Raw genomic sequence first — 17684 nt, 5'->3', positions numbered from 1 at the left:
CCCCACCGGCGCCGCCAACCGCGCCCGAGCCTCCAGCGCGCCCGACCACCACTCGCCCAGCAGCAGCCCCGGCCCGCCAGCCTGCCCGGCGGCTCACCCCACCGGCGCCGCCAGCCGCGCCCGGGCCTCCGGCACGCTCGACCACCACTCGCCCAGCAGCAGCCCCGGCCCGCCAGCCTGCCCGGCGGCTCACCCCACCGGCGCCGCCAGCCGCGCCCGGGCCTCCGGCGCGCTCGATCGCCGCTCGTCGGCTGCCTCGTCGCTCGGCTGCGTCTGCGAGTCCCGCTCCGCCGCCACCCGCGCGGTGTACACCTCGACCTCGTGGCGGACCGTCTCCTCGGACCAGCCCAGGACGTCCGCCACCATCCGCGCCACAGCCTCGGCGCAGTCCACCCCGCGGTGCGGGTACTCGATGGAGATGCGGGTGCGCCGCGCGAGGACGTCCTCCAGGTGCAGCGCGCCCTCGTGGCTCGCCGCGTACACGGCCTCGACCCCGAGGTAGTCCGGCGCGTGCTCGATGGGGCGCAGCAGCTCCGGCTTGCCCTCGCCGAGCGCGAGGACCTCGTGCACGAGCGAGCCGTACCGGTCGAGCAGGTGCCGGACCCGGTACGGGTGCAGGCCGTGCTGCGCGGCGAGGTGGTCGGCCTGGTTGACCAGCGCGTGGTAGCCGTCGGCGCCGAGCAGCGGCACCTTGTCGGTGATGGACGGCTGCAGGCGCCCGGGCAGGTCGGGCGCGGCGGCGTCGACCGCGTCGGCGGCCATCACGCGGTAAGTCGTGTACTTGCCGCCCGCGATCGCGACCAGCCCCGGCGCCACGCGCGCCACCGCGTGCTCGCGTGACAGCTTCGACGTCTCCTCGCTCTCGCCGGCCAGCAGCGGGCGCAGCCCGGCGTAGACGCCTTCGATGTCGTCGTGCGTCAGCGGGGTCGCGAGCACCGAGTTGACGTGCTCGAGGATGTAGTCGATGTCGTTCTTCGTGGCCGCGGGGTGGGCGAGGTCGAGGTTCCAGTCGGTGTCGGTGGTGCCGACGATCCAGTGGTTGCGCCAGGGGATCACGAACAGCACGGACTTCTCGGTGCGCAGGATCAGCCCGGACTCCGACACGATCCGGTCGCGCGGCACCACGATGTGCACGCCCTTGCTGGACCGCACCCGGAACCGGCCGCGGCTGCCGGACAGGCGCTGCAGCTCGTCGGTCCACACGCCGGTGCAGTTGATGACCGCGTTGGCGTGCACCTCGGTCTCGCGCCCGTCCTCGACGTCGCGCACGCGCACGCCGGACACGCGGTCGGCCTCGCGCAGGAACCCGACGACCTGGGTGCTGGTCCGCACCACCGCGCCGTAGTGCGCCGCCGTGCGGGCGACGGTCATCGTGTGGCGGGCGTCGTCGGCCTGCGAGTCGTAGTACCGGATTCCCCCGATCAGGGCATCGCGTTTGAGCGCGGGGACCAGTCGCAGCGCGCCCGCCCGGGTGAGGTGCTTCTGCCCCGGCACCGACCGCGCGCCGCCCATCGTGTCGTACAGGAACAGCCCGGCCGCGGTGTACGGCCGCTCCCAGAGGCGGTGCTGCAGCGGGTACAGGAAGCTGACCGGCTTCACCAGGTGCGGCGCGATGCGCGTGAGCATCAGCTCGCGCTCGCGCAGCGCCTCGCGGACGAGACCGAACTCCAGCTGTTCGAGGTACCGCAGGCCGCCGTGGAAGAGCTTGCTGGACCGGCTCGACGTGCCGGACGCCAGGTCACGCGCCTCGACCAGAGCGACCCGGAGGCCACGGGTGGCTGCGTCGAGCGCGGTGCCCGCGCCGACCACCCCGCCGCCGATCACCACGAGGTCGAACGTCTCCTCACCGAGCCGCCGCCAGGTCTCCTCCCTCGCCTCCGGCCCCAGCTTCGCCTCAGTCACTCCGGTTCCTTCCCTCGCGGACACGGGCTCACCACACCAGCATGGCACGGGATCCGGCACCCGCGCGGCTTTAGGACAGGTGTCCCGACATCCAGGAATTCCCGCGGTGGGGGTTGGACTGGTGGTCACCCAGGGTTAGGTTCAGTCGTCGTGGGTCGGCGATGTGGCCGGTGTGCACTGTGTCCGACCCTTGGGGACGTTGGGAAGGGGCAGGATGAGTGCACTGGGAATATTCATCTGGGAGCTGCTCGGTACCGGAACCCTGATTCTGCTGGGTACCGGCGTGGTCGCGAACGTGGTGCTCCGCAAGAACCTCGGCAACAACGCGGGCTTCCTGTTCGTCACTTTCGGCTGGGCCTTCGGTGTGTTCACCGGCGCCAGCATCGCCGCGCCGAGTGGTGCGCACCTGAACCCGGCGGTGACGCTGGGCCTGGCCATCGCGGGCAAGACCCCGTGGGAGGACGTGCCGATCTACGTGGCAGGCCAGATGGTCGGCGCGATCATCGGCGCCGTGCTCTGCTGGGCGACCTACAAACTGCAGTTCGACGACCACCCCGAGCCGGAGAACACGCTCGGGATCTTCTCCACCGGCCCGCAGATCCGCAGCTACGGCTGGAACCTGGTCACCGAGATCATCGGCACGTTCGTGCTCGTCGCGTGGATCCTGCTCAGCCCGACGGCGACGGCGGGCGAGGCCGGCGTGCCGGAGTTCGGCAACTCGGCTCTGGGGTACGCCGGGGTGTCGTTCGTGGTGCTGGTGATCGGTATTTCCCTCGGCGGGCCGACGGGGTACGCGATCAACCCGGCGCGCGACCTCGGTCCGCGCATCGCGTATGCGCTCCTCCTGCCGATCCGCGGCAAGCGGGACGGCGACTGGGGTTATTCGTGGGTTCCCGTGGTGGGACCGCTCGCGGGCGGCGCCCTCGCCGCGTTGCTGTACCTGGCCGTGCACAACCTGACCTGATTGGGAGATCAGCATGACGTCTTATGTGGCCGCCATCGACCAGGGCACGACGTCCACCCGGGCGATGATCTTCGACCATTCCGGCCGCGTGGTCGCGGTCGACCAGCGGGAGCACGAGCAGATCTTCCCGCAGGCCGGGTGGGTCGAGCACAACGCCGAGGAGATCTGGGAGAACACGCGCGCGGTGACCGCGGGCGCGCTCGCCAAGGCCGACCTGCAGGCCGGGGACATCGCCGCGGTCGGCATCACGAACCAGCGCGAGACCGCGCTGGTGTGGGACCGGAAGACGGGCAAGCCGGTCTACAACGCCATCGTCTGGCAGGACACCCGCACCGACCGGATCGTCGACCAGCTGGGCGAGCTCGGCGGCGGGCAGGAGCGGTACCGCCCGAAGACGGGCCTGCCGCTGGCCACGTACTTCTCGGGGCCGAAGGTCAAGTGGATCCTGGACAACGTGGAGGGTGCGCGGGAACGCGCCGAGGTCGGCGATCTGGTGTTCGGCAACATGGACACCTGGACCGTGTGGAACATGACCGGCGGCCCGGACGGCGGGGTGCACATCACCGACCCGACGAACGCGTCGCGCACCCTGCTGATGGACCTGGACACGCTCAGCTGGGACGCCGAGATCGCGGCTGACATGGGCATCCCGATGTCGATGCTGCCGGAGATCCGCTCGTCGTCCGAGGAGTACGGCAAGGTACGGCCGCGCGGGGTGCTGTCCGGCGTGCCGATCGCCGGGATCCTCGGCGACCAGCAGGCGGCGACGTTCGGGCAGGCGTGCCTGTCCCCCGGCGAGGCGAAGAACACCTACGGCACCGGCAATTTCGTGCTGCTGAACACCGGCACGGAAAAGGTGATGTCGGAGAACGGCCTCCTCACGACGGTCTGTTACAAGATCGGGTCGAACGAGACGGTCTACGCGCTGGAGGGTTCCATCGCGGTGACCGGTTCGCTGGTGCAGTGGCTGCGCGACAACCTCGGGATCATCAGCAACGCCGCGGAGATCGAGCAGCTGGCCCGCACGGTCGAGGACAACGGCGGGGCGTACTTCGTGCCGGCGTTTTCGGGTCTGTTCGCTCCGTACTGGCGGTCGGACGCGCGGGGCGTGATCGCCGGGTTGACGCGGTACGTGAACAAGGGGCACATCGCGCGGGCGGTGCTGGAGGCGACGGCGTTCCAGACGCGCGAGGTGATCGAGGCGATGAACGCCGATTCGGGTGTGCCGCTGAAGTCGCTGAAGGTCGACGGCGGGATGGTCGTGAACGAGCTGCTGATGCAGTTCCAGGCGGACATCCTGGACGTCCCGGTGATCCGCCCGGTGGTCGCCGAGACGACGGCACTCGGCGCGGCGTACGCGGCCGGCCTGGCCGTGGGTTTCTGGGCCAGTGAGGACGACATCCGCAACAACTGGGCCCAGGACAAGGAATGGACCCCGTCGATGGACGCCCAGCACCGCGAGACGCAGTACCGCAACTGGAAGAAGGCGGTGACGAAGACCTTCGACTGGGTGGAGTGACGTGTGGGCGCGCTTTCCCCGTGCCGGGTTCCGGCGCGGGGAAAGCGGGCTCAGGCGAGAACGGCGAACACGATGACGTTGTCGCGGTAACTGCGCGCCGCGCGGTCGAAAACCCCGCCGCACGTGATGAGCCGCAGCTCCGGCCCGGCCGTGTCGCCGTACACCGCGGCGGTCGGGAAGTCCGTCTTCGGCACCCGTTCCACCCGGGTCACCGCGAACCCGGATCGGGAACCGTCCACACGGGACACCGAAATCCGGTCGCCGGGCGCGAGTTCGTGCAAGCGGGAGAAGATCCCCTGCTGCCGGTTGCCGTCGACGTGCCCGAGGATCACGGCCGGCCCGCGCTCCCCCGGCGCCGGGCCGAGCGAGTACCAGCCGGCCTGCCGCGGCGACGTCACCGGCGGCACCTCCACGGTCCCGTCCTCGTTGAGCCCCAACGGAATCAGGCTCGACCGGGCCCCGATCGCCGGGATTTCCACGGCAGCGGGCACGGAAGCCGTGGGCGCCTGCTCCGGCGCGGCGGCACAACCGCTCAGCAGGAGCAGGCCCAGCGCCACGGCGAGCGCCGCGCGGATCACGGTGCCAGCGACCCGTCACCGGTCCGCGGCGCGCCCTGCGGCACGACCCGCGTCTGGCCCTGGCTCGACGCCGGCGCCTTCTTCGTCTGCCCTGAGCCCGGCGCCGGCGAGGAATCCCGGTCGAGCACGGTGAAGTACACGGTCACCGGATCCCCACCGCAGTGGAACGACACCGGATAGGAGCCTTCCGGCACATCCCGGATCACCGTTTCGGCGAACAACGCCCACGGCTGGTGACCCTCCGGGTTCGCCTCGAGCGGCTGGGTCACCCGCAAGGCGCGAGTGGTGAGTGGACTGGCCTGGTCGTCGCACGCGGCGGCGACCGAGACCTTCTCGCCGGGGTGCCCGCTGTAGGCGGACAGCTTCAGCCACACCGGCAGCGGTTCCGGCGAGGTGGGTTCGGTGGTGGTGGTCTGCGCGAACGCCGGCGTGGCGGCGACCAGGGTCGCGAGCAGGGCGGCGGCGATGGCGGTTGTTCTCATGGTGGCCTCACGGCGGTAGAGCTGATGGCCTTGTAGGCGCGCCGCCCGGTGCCGGGGTTGGCTCCCGACACCCAACCGTGACGTCAGTCCAGGTCGTCGTGCCGCATCAGCTGCCGCGCGGCCTCGGTGATGGAGCCGGACAGCGACGGGTACACCGCGAACGTGAGCGCCAGGTGGTCGACCGTCAGCTGGTTCTGCACCGCCAGCGCGATCGGCAGGATCAGCTCGCTCGCCGTCGGCGCCACGACCACGCCGCCGACGATCACCCCGGTCGCCGGGCGGCAGAACAGCTTCACGAAACCGCGGCGCAGACCCTCCATCTTGGCCCGCGCGTTGGTCGCCAGCGGCAGCATGATCGTGCGGGCCGGGACCGCGCCGGAGTCGATCGCGCTCTGGCTGATGCCGACGGTCGCGATCTCCGGGTGGGTGAACACGTTCGCGGCGACCGTCTTCAGCTTGATCGGCGCGACGCCCTCGCCGAGCGCGTGCCACATCGCGATCCGGCCCTGCATGCTGGCCACCGACGCGAGCATCAGCACCCCGGTGCAGTCGCCCGCCGCGTAGATGCCGGGAACGCTCGTGCGGGACACGCGGTCCACCGTGATGAACCCACCGGGACCCGGCTCGATGCCGACCTTCTCCAGCCCGATGTCCTTGGTGTTGGGCACCGAGCCGACGGTCATCAGCGCGTGGGTGCCCTCGATGACCCGACCGTCCTGCAGGTGGACCTCGACGCCCTTCTCGGTGCGCTCGACCCGCTCGGCGCGCGCGTGCTTGACGACGGTGTTGCCGCGCTGGGCGAACACCTCCTCCAGCACGGCGGCGGCGTCGGCGTCCTCGTGCGGCAGGACACGGTCGCGGCTGGACACCAGGGTGACCTTGACGCCCATCTCGGTGTAGGCGGAGGCGAACTCGGCGCCGGTGACGCCGGACCCGACCACGACCAGGTGCTCGGGCAGCTCGGGCAGGTCGTAGAGCTGGCGCCAGTCGAGGATGCGCTCGCCGTCGGGCACCGCACCGGGCAGCACGCGCGGGGTGGCGCCGGTGGCGATCAGGACGACGTCGGCGTCGAGCACGTCGACGTCGCCGGTGGCCTTCGTGACGCGGACCTTGTGCGTGGCCAGGCCGGGCTCGTCGTCGTCGAACCGGCCCTCGCCGGTGAGGACTTTCACACCTTCGCGCTGCACGCGGGCGCGGATGTCGGCGGACTGGGCCAGCGCGAGGCCCTTCACCCGGCCGTGCACCGTGCGCAGGTCGACGCTGGTGTCGGCCATGTCGGTGATGATCCCCAGCTCACCGAGGCCGTGCATGTTCGCGAGGGCTCCCGAGGAGGCGATGAACGTCTTCGACGGGACGCAGTCGTAGAGCACGCACGCGCCGCCGAGCCCGTCCTTCTCGACGATCGTGACGTCGGCGCCGTGCTGTGCCGCCACCAGCGCCGCCTCGTAGCCCGCCGGTCCGCCGCCCATGATCACGATCCTGGTCACGTCGTCTCCTCCTCCTCACGCGCACGTCATCCACAACCTTAGGCCGCGACACCCGGAGTACGTCCGGTCGGGTGAGCGACGGGCGGCTAGGCTGTGCGCGTGCCGTTGTATGCCGCCTACGGGTCCAACATGGATCCGAATCAGATGATGGAGCGGGCGCCGCATTCGCCCATGGCCGGCACCGGCTGGCTGGAGGGCTGGCGGCTGACCTTCGGGGGCGAGGACCTCGGCTGGGAGGGCGCGCTGGCGACCATCGTCGAAGACCCGGGCTCCCGGGTCTTCGTGGTGCTGTACGACGTGACACCGCTGGACGAGGCCCGGCTGGACAGCTGGGAAGGCGGTGAGCTGGGCATGCACAACAAGATCCGGCTCCGCGTGCAGACGATGGACGGCTCCGCGCTGGCCTGGTTGTACGTGCTGGACGCCTACGAGGGCGGCCTGCCGTCGGCCCGGTACCTCGGCGTGCTGGCCGACGCCGCCGAGGCGGCCGGCGCGCCCACGGACTACGTGGACGACCTGCGCACCCGCCCCTGCCGCGGAATCACCTCCTGACCCCCTCCGCGAGTCCCACACTCACGCCCGCGAGTCCCACACTCACGCCCGCGAGTCCCACACTCACGCCCGCGAGTCCCACACTCACGTCCGCGAGTTCCACATTCACACCGTCACGTGGCTAGCCCGCGAACCCGGAAGGCCGCCCGCACCGCCTCGATCACCCGTTCCGGCGCCGCCAGGTCCTCCGCGGAAGCCCGGATCACCGTCCAACCCCGCCGTCTCAGGTCTTCATCCCGTGCGGCATCCCGGTCCCGCCTGTTCTCGTGCGCCGCGTAGCCGTCGTACTCGACGGCCACACGCAGCTCAGGCCACGCGAAGTCCAGCCGGTACAGCTCGCGCCCGGCGAGATCGGTGATCGAGTGCTGCTGCACGGGCACCGGCAGTCCGCCGTCGACCAGCGCAAGCAGCATCCAGCTCTCCATTGGCGACTCCGCCATCCCGGTCGCCAATTGGAGCACCGCGAGCCCCTGCCTCCGCCCCCGCGGATCAGGACGGGCGAGGATCCGCTCCTCGATCCTGGTCCGGAAGTCGTCCCGGAGGTCCTCGGCGAGCATCCCCAGCGCCTCGTCGGCGGTAGCCAGCGCAATCCGACGCGTGGCCCGGCACATCACTTCGGCCAGCGCCAGTTCCGGCGCTTGCACCCGGAGCCCGTCGAACTCGTGCACGTCGCTCTGGTCAAGGCGCCCCTGATGAACCTTCACTCCCGGGCGCGGCCGGATTTTGCGGTGGTACGGCACGATGATGTGCACCGGGGCCGGATCCGGCACCGAACAGCCGAGCACGAGGAGCGCACTCGGTCCGCTCAACACCGCCTCGGGCCCGGCCATCAGCACCGCTGCCGCGGCTCTCGTCGTGAATTCGGTCGCGCGCCGGGCATCGACCAGCACGCCTCGCGACACCGCGACGAGTTGCCCGGCCGCGACGGCCTTTCGGATCTCGCCCGGCCCGACGATCTTGTTCAGTTCGGCACGGTGGTAGGCACCATGCAAGCTCTTCGGTAACGACGCCATGTGTCGACCATGTCGCAGAAAGTACCGAAGTAGAGGCAACTCACAAGATCTGTGGATAACTTCCGCGCCTGTGGATAACTCGAACGCAGAACTCACGCGCACCAATGCAGAACTCGTGCGCGTGAGCGTGGGACTCGCGGACGGGAGCGTGGGACTCGCGGGCTGCTCAGGCCAGGGCGGCCAGGGCGGTGTGGACCAGGACGCGCACGCCGACGTGCAGCGCGCGCTCGTCCAGTTCGAAGGTGGGGCGGTGCAGGTCGCGCTGGTCGCCCTCGCCGGACCACACCCCGAGGCGGCAGAAGGCGCCCGGCACGTGCTCCAGGTACCAGGCGAAGTCCTCGCCGCCCGACGACTGTTCCGTACCGGTCACCGCATCGTCGCCGAGGGCGGCTTCGATCCCGGCGCGCAGCAGCGACGTGCTGTCCACGTCGCCGACGACCGGCGGCACCCCGCGGCGGTAGTCCAGCTCGAAGCCGACCCCGTAGGGCGTGAGCAGCGACTCCACCGACGACGCGACGAGCGGCTCCAGCGACTTCCACACCTCGTGGTCCGCCGTCCGCAGCGTGCCGCGCAGCACGCCCTCCTCGGGCACCGCGTTGGCGGCCTGCCCGGCGTGCACCGCGCCCCACACCAGCACGGTGCCGGACCGCGGGTCGACGCGCCGGGACAGCAGCGACGGCAGCGAGGTGATCGCGACGCCGAGCGCGTGCACCAGGTCCGCGGTCAGGTGCGGCCGGGACGTGTGCCCGCCGGGCGAGGTCAGCCGCAGCTCGATGAGGTCGGCCGCCGAGGTCAGCGCGCCGACCCGGGTGCCGATCTTGCCCACCTGGAGCCGCGGGTCGCAGTGCAGGCCGAAGATCCGGTCGACGCCGTCGAGGCCGCCGGCGGTGATCACGTCGAGCGCGCCGCCGGGCATGACCTCCTCGGCGGGCTGGAAGATCAGCCGCACGCGGCCGGGCAGCTCGGGCGCCGACGCCAGCGCCTTCGCCACGCCGAGCAGGATCGCGGTGTGCGCGTCGTGCCCGCAGGCGTGCGCGGCGCCCTCCACCGTCGACGAGTAGGGCAGGCCGGTCGCCTCGGTGAGCGGCAGCGCGTCGATGTCGGCCCGCAGGGCGACGCAGCGGTCACCCGATCCGACGTCGCACACCACGCCGGTGCCGCCGGGCAGGATCTCCGGGGTCAGCCCGGCCGAGCGCAGGATGTCGGTGATCAGTTCGGTGGTCGCGAACTCGTGGCGCGCCAGCTCGGGGTGGGCGTGGATGTGACGGCGCCAGGCGACCAGGTCGGTACCGCCGCGCGCGAGCCACTCGTCCAGCCAGAAGGGGCCCCGGCCCGCACCGAGATCGGTCACGGGAGCCATGCTGACGCCGTCCGCCGTGATCAGCGCGTCCGACGCCTCGAACGAGGTAGGGCGACCACCGTGATCGCCGGGCACCTCCGGGCGGGAGTCCAGCACGGTCACGCCGCACCTCCATACACACCGAGAACTACGTAACCCATTTGACGCAATCCTGCACCATGCAAGGAGCAATCTTCGAACCGGATCTCACTCTGGGCGACGGCCGGTAGTGGATCTGCGGCGAGCGGCACTACGGAATACGGCGTAACCGAATACGCCGCGCACGGGTCAGCTGGAGGCCTTGCGCTTCTTCCGCCGCACGCTCCGTCCCCAGAGGACGATCCCGGCGAGCACCGCGGCGAGCACCCCGACGACGATCTTGCTCTTGGTCTTCTCCTGGTTGGCCTTGCTGTTGTCGTCGGGGTTGATCCGCGGCCCCGGATCGGTGGTCTGCTGCGCCACCACGTCGGCGGCGGTGACGTGCACGGACACCGGGGCGGCGAGCGCGGGCGCCGCGGGCACGGCGAAGGTGACCATCGTCGTCAGCATCAGACCCGCCAGCACGGCACGCACCTTGACCATGGAGCCCAGTGTGCCGGTTCGGTTACCCATCAACAAGGAAGACACTCACAGGGAGAACGCGTCCAGGATCCGCTGCGCGGCGAGCGTCGCGGTGAGCCGGCCCTCGCGGACGTCCTCCTCGACCCCGGGCACCAGCGCTTTCACGCCCGGGTGCTCGGCGAGGCGGGCCTGCAGCTGCTCGCGCACCATCGCCCACGTCCAGTCGACCTGCTGCTGCTTGCGCTTGCGGTCCAGCTCGCCGGACGCCTGGAGGGTCTCGCGGTGGCGTTCGATCTGCTGCCACACGGTGTCCAGGCCGATGTCGTTGAGCCCGCTGCAGGTCAGCACCGGCGGTGTCCAGGCGGCGTCCGGGCCGTAGATCATCCGCAGCGCGCCGGCCAGCTCCCGCGCGGCGCGCTTGGCGTCGCGCTCGTGCTCGCCTTCGGCCTTGTTCACCGCGATCACGTCGGCCAGCTCCAGCACGCCCTTCTTGATGCCCTGCAGCTGGTCGCCGGTGCGGGCCAGCGTCAGGAACAGGAAGCAGTCGACCATGTTGGCCACGGTCACCTCGGACTGCCCGACGCCGACGGTCTCGACCAGCACGACGTCGTACCCGGCGGCCTCCATCAGCACGATCGTCTCGCGGGTGGCGCGGGCGACGCCGCCGAGCGTGCCGGAGGTCGGGGACGGCCGGATGAACGCGGCCGGATCGTTGGCCAGCCGCGCCATGCGGGTCTTGTCGCCGAGGATGCTGCCGCCGGTCCGGGTCGACGAGGGGTCGACGGCCAGCACCGCGACCCGGTGACCGCTCTCGGTCAGGTCGGTGCCGAGCTGGTCGATGAAGGTCGACTTGCCGACCCCGGGCACGCCGGTGATCCCGACCCGCCGCGCGCCACCGGCGTGCGGCAGCAGCTCGACCAGCAGCTCCTGGGCGAGCTGCCGGTGGTCCGGCCGCTGGGACTCGACCAGCGTGATCGCCCGGGACAGGGTGCCGCGGTCGCCCGCGAGCACGCCCTTGGCGTAGGCACCGACGTCGATCTTGCGCGGCAAGGGCTCAGGACTCCCGCTGCTCGAGCTGGTCGAGCAGGTCCAGCGCGGCGTCCGCGATGACCGTGCCCGGTCCGAAGATCGCCGACGCCCCGGCGGCGCGCAGCTCGTCGTAGTCCTGCGGCGGGATGACGCCACCGCACACGATCATGATGTCCTCGCGCCCGAGCTGGGCCAGCTCCTCGCGCAGCGCGGGCACCAGCGACAGGTGGCCGGCGGCCAGCGAGGACACGCCGACGACGTGCACGTCCGCCTCGATCGCCTGGCGCGCGACCTCGGCCGGAGTGGAGAACAGCGGCCCCACGTCGACGTCGAAGCCGAGGTCGGCGAACGCGGTGGCGATCACCTTCTGGCCGCGGTCGTGCCCGTCCTGGCCCATCTTGGCGACCAGGATGCGCGGACGGCGCCCCTCGGCCTCGGCGAACGCCTCGACCCGCGCGCGTGCCTTCTCCACGTTCCCGGATTTCCCGACCTCGTCGCGGTACACGCCGGAGATCGTACGAATCTGCCCGGAGTGGCGCCCCCACACCTTCTCCAGCGCGTCGGAGATCTCCCCGACGGTCGCCTTGGCGCGGGCCGCGTCGACAGCGAGCTCCAGCAGGTTGCCCTCGCCCTCCGCGGCAGCGGTGAGCCGCCGCAGCGCGTCCTGCGTGGCGTCCTCGTCGCGCTCCTCGCGCAGCCGCCGCAGCTTCTCCAGCTGCTGGGCGCGCACCCCGGCGTTGTCGACCTTGAGCACGTCGATCTGCTGGTCGTCGACGACCTGGTACTTGTTCACGCCGATCACCGGCTGGCGGCCGGAGTCGATCCGCGCCTGGGTGCGGGCCGCGGCCTCCTCGATGCGCAGCTTCGGGATGCCGGCGTCGATCGCGCGGGCCATGCCGCCCGCCGACTCGACCTCGCTGATGTGGCCCCACGCCTTGCGCGCGAGGTCGTAGGTCAACTTCTCGACGAACGCGCTGCCGCCCCACGGGTCGATCACGCGCGTGGTGCCGGACTCCTGCTGCAGCAGCAGCTGGGTGTTGCGGGCGATGCGCGCGGAGAAGTCGGTGGGCAGGGCCAGCGCCTCGTCGAGGGCGTTGGTGTGCAGCGACTGGGTGTGGCCCTGGGTGGCGGCCATCGCCTCGACGCAGGTGCGGATGACGTTGTTGAACACGTCCTGCGCGGTCAGCGACCAGCCGGAGGTCTGCGAATGCGTGCGCAGCGAGAGCGATTTCTCGGACTTCGGCCCGAACTGCTTCACGAGCTTGGCCCACAGCAGCCGGGCCGCCCGCATCTTGGCGACCTCCATGAAGAAGTTCATGCCGATCGCCCAGAAGAAGGACAGGCGCGGCGCGAACTTGTCGACCTCCAGGCCCGCGTCCAGCCCGGCGCGGATGTACTCGACGCCGTCGGCGAGCGTGTAGGCCAGCTCCAGGTCGGCGGTCGCCCCGGCCTCCTGCATGTGGTAGCCGGAGATGGAGATCGAGTTGAACCGCGGCATCCGCTGCGAGGTGTAGGCGAAGATGTCGGAGATGATCCGCATCGACGGCTGCGGCGGGTAGATGTAGGTGTTGCGGACCATGAACTCCTTGAGGATGTCGTTCTGGATGGTCCCGGCCAGCTGTTCCGGCTGAACGCCCTGCTCCTCGGCCGCCACGATGTAGAGCGCCATGACGGGCAGCACCGCGCCGTTCATGGTCATCGACACGCTCATCTTGTCCAGCGGGATGCCGTCGAAGAGCTGGCGCATGTCGTAGATCGAGTCGATCGCCACGCCCGCCATGCCGACGTCACCGGCCACCCGCGGGTGGTCGGAGTCGTAACCGCGGTGGGTGGCCAGGTCGAACGCGACCGACAGGCCCTTCTGCCCGGCCGCGAGGTTGCGCCGGTAGAAGGCGTTGGACTCGGCGGCGGTGGAGAACCCGGCGTACTGGCGGATGGTCCACGGCTGGTTGACGTACATCGTCGGGTACGGGCCGCGCAGGAACGGCGCGATGCCCGGGTAGGTGCGCAGGAAGTCCAGGCCCGCGGTGTCCTCGGCGGTGTAGAGCGGTTTGATGCCGATGCCCTCGGGGGTCTCCCAGGTCAGCGCGTCGGCGCCCTTGCCGGTGCTCGAGTGCAGCGCTTCAGCCCAGCCGGTCTGGCTGCCCGGGTCGGGGATGCCGAGTTCGACGTCGGTGAAGTCGGGGATGGCCATCACTTCACTCCCAGCGTGTCGAGGATGCTGGTCAACGCGGCGAGCGCGTCGCAGCCGGCGTGGACGTAGGAGTCGACGTCCGGGTACTCCGGTTTCCCGGCCAGCACCACGCGAACCGCGCCGGCCTCCTTGAGCTTCCGCGCGGTCTCCGCGGCGTGCTCGGCGTAGAGCTTGTCGGTGCCGCACAGGCAGGCGACCTTGGCGCCGCTCTCCCGGAACGCGGCCACGACGTCCCCGGCCGCGCCCGGGTTGAGCGGTTCGATGCCGCCGGCCTGGAGGAGGTTGGCCGCGAAGGTCTCGCGGGCGGTGTGGGCGGCGACCGGGCCGAGCGTGGCGAGGAAGACCTTCGGCCGCTCACCGGTTTCGGCGAGGTGCGCGTCGGAGCGGTCCCGCAGCTCCTCGTAGGCCTGGGCGTACCGCACGCGCGGCAGCCCGCCTTCGTCCACAACGGACGGTGCCGGGGTGCGTTCGACCGGTTTTTCGTGCAGGTCCGGGAACTCGCTGACGCCGGTGATCGGGTCCGTGCGGGTGGCCAGCCGCTTCTGCCGCGCCTGCCAGGTCTCGTCCAGCCGCGCAGCGAGTGCGCCGGAGTCCAGCACCGCCTCGATGCCGCCCTGGCGTTCGATCTCGGTGAACTCGCGCCAGGCCGCGTTGGCCAGCGCGTCGGTGAGGTTCTCGACGTACCAGGAGCCGCCCGCCGGGTCGATCACGCCGGACAGCTTGGACTCCTCGATCAGGATCGACTGGGTGTTGCGGGCGATCCGGCGGGAGAACGCGTCGGGCAGCCCGATCGCGAAGTCGAACGGCAACACGGTGACGGCGTCCGCCCCACCGACTCCGGCGGCGAAGCAGGCGACGGTGGTGCGCAGCATGTTCACCCACGGGTCGCGGCGGGTGAACATCGCGGGCGAGGTGACCGCGTGCTGGCGCATCCCGCGCCCGCCGGTCGCGCCGGACACCTCGCACACCCGCGCCCACAGGCGGCGGGCGGCGCGCAGCTTGGCGATGGTGAGGAACTGGTCGGCGGTCGCGGCGAAGCGGAACTCCAGCTGGTCGGCGGCCGCGTCCACGCTCAGCCCGGCGTCGGTGAGGGCGCGCAGGTAGGCCACCCCGGCGGCGATGGCGGCGCCGAGTTCCTGCGAGTCGGAGCCGCCTGCCTCGTGGTAGGGCAGCGCGTTGACCACCAGCGTGCGCAGCTTCGGGTGCTTGGCGGACAGGCGCGCGGCGAGCGTGGCGGCGGGCGCGATGTCGTGCGGGCGGCCGGTGCGGGCACGCAGCGCGATCGGGTCGGCGCCGAGGGTGCCGGCGACCTCGCTGTCCGGGACGTTCTTCTCGGCGAGCAGCCCGAGCAGGGCCTCGGCGGCGGCCTCGTAGTCGGCGCCGGGGTCGAGGACGATCGGCGCGAGGTCGAGGTAGACCTCGTTGAGCGCGTCGGCGAGGGCGTCCAGTGGCAGTGCGTCACCACCGACGCGCAGCCACACCGAGGTGGCGCCGTTCTCCAGGTCGGCGAGGATGGCCTTGTTGGTCTCGGCCGCGTCGGCCCCGCCGTGCAGCACACGCACGTCCCAGCCGGTGCCGACGGTGCTGTTGGTGCCCTCGGCGACCGCGCCCCGCACGTACGGGGGCAGGCCCGGGAAGCCGGACGGCGGCGCCGCGTCGTCGGCGGTGTAGAGCGGCTGGATCTCGATGCCGTCGTAGGTCTTGCTGGTCAGGAGGCTTTCCGGGGCGCCGTCGAAGGACTCCGGCAGCACTCCGCTCTTGGTCAGCACCCCCGCGACGAGGCGTTGCCAGTCCTCCCGCCGCGGCGTCCCGAACTCGGCGGCGAGGGCGAGCTCGTCCGGCGAATCCGGGGTGGGCGCCGTTGTCCCAGCCTGAGTCATACGTCTGATGGTAGGGGGCGGGCAAGGGGCACGATTGTGACTCTGCTCGCGGGCTGGCAGCGCCCGCGGTCACCGAGCGCGCATCCGCAACAATGGTGCCGTGGCGAGTTCGAGCGAGGAGACCAGGGTGGTGGCCGGGCGGTACCGGTTGCGCTCCGTGCTGGGCTCCGGCTCGATGGGCACGGTGTGGTCGGCCTACGACGAATTCCTGCACCGGCCGGTCGCGGTGAAGGAGATCCTGCTGCCGCCCGGGGTCACCGCGGGCCAGGCCGACGAGCTGCGCGAGCGGACGCTGCGTGAGGCCAGGGCCATCGCCGTGCTGTCTCACCCGAACGTGATCACCCTGCACGACGTCGCACGTCAGGACGGCGAGCCGTTCGTCGTGATGGAGCTGCTGCCCTCGCACAGCCTGGCCGAGCTGATCCGCGACCACGGTCCGCTGTCGGTCGAGCAGGCCGCCGCGGTGGGCGACGCGGTGGCCGCGGCGCTGGGGGCCGCACACAACGCGGGCATCACGCACCGTGACGTGAAGCCGGGGAACGTGCTGGTCGCCGAGGACGGGCGGATCAAGCTCACCGACTTCGGCATCGCCCGCAACGTGTCCGACGCGTCGATGACCCGCACCGGCATGACGCTGGGTTCGCCGGCGTACATCGCCCCGGAGGTGGCTTCCGGCAAAGCGGTGACTCCGGCCGCCGACCTGTGGGGGCTGGGCGCGACGCTGTTCTGCGCGGTGGAGGGCCACCCGCCCTACGACGCGGACGGCGACCCGCTGGAGACGATCGGGAAGGTCGTCAAGGGCGAGGTGCCGCGGCCGTCGCCGGGGCCGCTCGCGCCGTTGATCACCGCGTTGATGGCGAAGGAGCCGCGGGACCGCTTGCCGCTGGCGCAGGTGCGGCGGCGGCTGTACCCGATCCTGGAGAAGGCGCCACGGGTCCTGTTCGGACCGGAGATGTTCGCGGCGGCGAGCGGTCAGCGCGAGGAGGCCACCGACACGCGGGAGATCTCGGCTCGCCCCGCGGTGGACGACGGCCCGGCGGAGACGAGCGGTGAGCTGGCGGCCGACCCCGGTCCCCTGCCGTTCGGGCCGTCCCGCCCCGAGGCGAGCGGTGAGCTGGCCGCCGATCCCGGGCCGCTGCCGTTCGGCCGGCCCGCCGACACGCTCGCCGCGCCCCGCCCGGCCGTCGGCACGCTGGTCACCCCCGCCCCGGTGGGCCGCAGCACGGCGGCGACGGTGGTGCTGGTCGCGGCGTCGATCGTGTTGTTCCTGGCCGCCGCGTTCGGCGGTTTCGTGGCGGCGCGGGTGATCGGTGCGCAGCCGGTGGCGCCCCCGTCGCGGGAGGACACGTCCGGGCTGTCCGCCCCGCAGCCGACGGTGTTCGAGCGCCGGACGGGCGAGGCGTCGAGCGTGAAGGGCGTCCAGGACGGCACGTTCACGGTCGACGTGCCGTCCGGCTGGACGCGGTTCACGAGTTCCCAGGCGGGGGACGATCTGCCGCTGTCGACGCTGGTGCAGTTCGTCTCGGCGGACGGTTCGCAGATGCTGGCGGTGAACCACTTCCCGAAGTACTTCCCCGGCAACGACATCGACGATTACGTCAAGGCGCTGGAGAAGAGCCGCTCGAGCGGGGAGTTCCGGATGGTCAGCCAGGCGAAGCTGGCCGAGCAGGACGGCCGGACGATGATGTACCGGACGATCGACCGTGCCCCGGCCGGTTCGGTCAGCCGCACGACGTACGCGAAGGTCTTCAAGCAGGGAACGAGCCTCTGGGCGGTGAGCGTGACGGTACCGACGGAGCAGGAAGGCACCGCGAAGACGGCGCTCTACGACCGGATCCTGCCGACTTTTCAGGTGACGGGCTAGAACGTCCCGCCCGCAAGCCGGCAACGCAAGCCAGATGGCATTCGACTGACCGCGCGGTAGCCCTGCAGACCGGCGGCCGGCAACGCAACAGGACCGACTACCCCAAGGGCCGCGCGGCAGCCCTGCAGACCGGCGGCCGGCAACGCAACAGGACCGACTACCCCAAGGGCCGCGCGGCAGCCCTGCACAACCCCCGCCCGGCAACGCGACAGCACCGACTACCCCAACCAGACCTCCCCCGCCCCCGATCCACAGCCGGTCTTTGGTCGCCGATCAGGCGTGTCAAGGTACTCTTTCCCGCCTTGACACGCCTGCTCGGC

Annotated in this window: 14 protein-coding genes; 4 read left to right on the top strand and 10 right to left on the bottom strand. The window is 71.4% G+C overall.

Annotated features, from left to right (window positions below):
- Positions 1 to 189: 189 nt before the first annotated feature.
- On the bottom strand, positions 190 to 1902 hold the full coding sequence (locus D0D15_RS32030; protein ID WP_094008911.1) for a glycerol-3-phosphate dehydrogenase/oxidase: 1713 nt from the start codon (positions 1900 to 1902) through the stop codon (positions 190 to 192).
- A gap of 214 nt (positions 1903 to 2116) precedes the next feature.
- Between D0D15_RS32030 and D0D15_RS32025 the strand changes: the two genes are divergently transcribed.
- Complete coding sequence (locus D0D15_RS32025; protein ID WP_094008912.1) at positions 2117 to 2866, top strand: MIP/aquaporin family protein; 750 nt, start codon at positions 2117 to 2119, stop codon at positions 2864 to 2866.
- 13 nt (positions 2867 to 2879) lie between these two features.
- Positions 2880 to 4385, top strand: coding sequence for a glycerol kinase GlpK (gene glpK / locus D0D15_RS32020; protein ID WP_115944983.1), 1506 nt, complete (start codon positions 2880 to 2882; stop codon positions 4383 to 4385).
- A gap of 50 nt (positions 4386 to 4435) precedes the next feature.
- On the opposite strand, the gene D0D15_RS32015 is transcribed toward glpK, so the two are convergent.
- The 3 genes from D0D15_RS32015 to D0D15_RS32005 form a co-directional block, all read right to left on the bottom strand.
- Positions 4436 to 4963: a class F sortase gene (locus D0D15_RS32015; protein WP_094008914.1), complete on the bottom strand. Its 528-nt coding sequence runs from the start codon at positions 4961 to 4963 to the stop codon at positions 4436 to 4438.
- Positions 4960 to 5445 (bottom strand): hypothetical protein, encoded by a 486-nt coding sequence (locus D0D15_RS32010; protein ID WP_094008915.1) that lies wholly within the window; start codon positions 5443 to 5445, stop codon positions 4960 to 4962. The genes D0D15_RS32015 and D0D15_RS32010 overlap by 4 nt, the downstream gene beginning before the upstream one ends.
- Positions 5446 to 5528: 83 nt before the next feature.
- On the bottom strand, positions 5529 to 6932 hold the full coding sequence (locus D0D15_RS32005) for an NAD(P)H-quinone dehydrogenase (protein WP_094008916.1): 1404 nt from the start codon (positions 6930 to 6932) through the stop codon (positions 5529 to 5531).
- Between the two features lie 99 nt (positions 6933 to 7031).
- Here D0D15_RS32005 and D0D15_RS32000 point away from each other — a divergent pair, with 99 nt between their 5' ends.
- Positions 7032 to 7484, top strand: a complete 453-nt coding sequence (locus D0D15_RS32000; protein WP_039792089.1) for a gamma-glutamylcyclotransferase family protein — start codon at positions 7032 to 7034, stop codon at positions 7482 to 7484.
- A 113-nt stretch (positions 7485 to 7597) separates the two neighbouring features.
- On the opposite strand, the gene D0D15_RS31995 is transcribed toward D0D15_RS32000, so the two are convergent.
- From D0D15_RS31995 to D0D15_RS31970, 6 genes are all read right to left on the bottom strand, one after another.
- On the bottom strand, positions 7598 to 8497 hold the full coding sequence (locus tag D0D15_RS31995) for a DUF559 domain-containing protein (protein WP_167481597.1): 900 nt from the start codon (positions 8495 to 8497) through the stop codon (positions 7598 to 7600).
- Between the two features lie 166 nt (positions 8498 to 8663).
- Entirely contained in the window at positions 8664 to 9959 is a 1296-nt protein-coding gene (locus D0D15_RS31990; RefSeq protein ID WP_094008917.1) for a M20 family metallopeptidase, read from the bottom strand.
- Positions 9960 to 10124: 165 nt separating this feature from the next.
- The gene (locus D0D15_RS31985) at positions 10125 to 10418 is read right to left on the bottom strand and encodes a hypothetical protein (protein ID WP_094008918.1); all 294 of its coding nucleotides are present in this window, start codon (positions 10416 to 10418) and stop codon (positions 10125 to 10127) included.
- Between the two features lie 45 nt (positions 10419 to 10463).
- On the bottom strand, positions 10464 to 11447 hold the full coding sequence (meaB, locus tag D0D15_RS31980; protein ID WP_094008919.1) for a methylmalonyl Co-A mutase-associated GTPase MeaB: 984 nt from the start codon (positions 11445 to 11447) through the stop codon (positions 10464 to 10466).
- A 4-nt stretch (positions 11448 to 11451) separates the two neighbouring features.
- The gene (scpA, locus tag D0D15_RS31975; RefSeq protein WP_094008920.1) at positions 11452 to 13620 is read right to left on the bottom strand and encodes a methylmalonyl-CoA mutase; all 2169 of its coding nucleotides are present in this window, start codon (positions 13618 to 13620) and stop codon (positions 11452 to 11454) included.
- Entirely contained in the window at positions 13620 to 15500 is a 1881-nt protein-coding gene (locus tag D0D15_RS31970; RefSeq protein ID WP_094008921.1) for a methylmalonyl-CoA mutase family protein, read from the bottom strand. Before D0D15_RS31970 ends, scpA begins: the two co-directional genes overlap by 1 nt.
- Before the next feature lie 127 nt (positions 15501 to 15627).
- Between D0D15_RS31970 and D0D15_RS31965 the strand changes: the two genes are divergently transcribed.
- Positions 15628 to 17364, top strand: coding sequence for a serine/threonine-protein kinase (locus D0D15_RS31965; protein WP_094008922.1), 1737 nt, complete (start codon positions 15628 to 15630; stop codon positions 17362 to 17364).
- Positions 17365 to 17684 lie beyond the last annotated feature (320 nt).

The sequence above is a fragment of the Amycolatopsis thermalba genome (genome assembly GCF_003385215.1).
Taxonomy (GTDB): Bacteria; Actinomycetota; Actinomycetes; order Mycobacteriales; family Pseudonocardiaceae; genus Amycolatopsis_E; species Amycolatopsis_E thermalba.
This window is presented reverse-complemented; position numbering and strand designations above follow the sequence as displayed.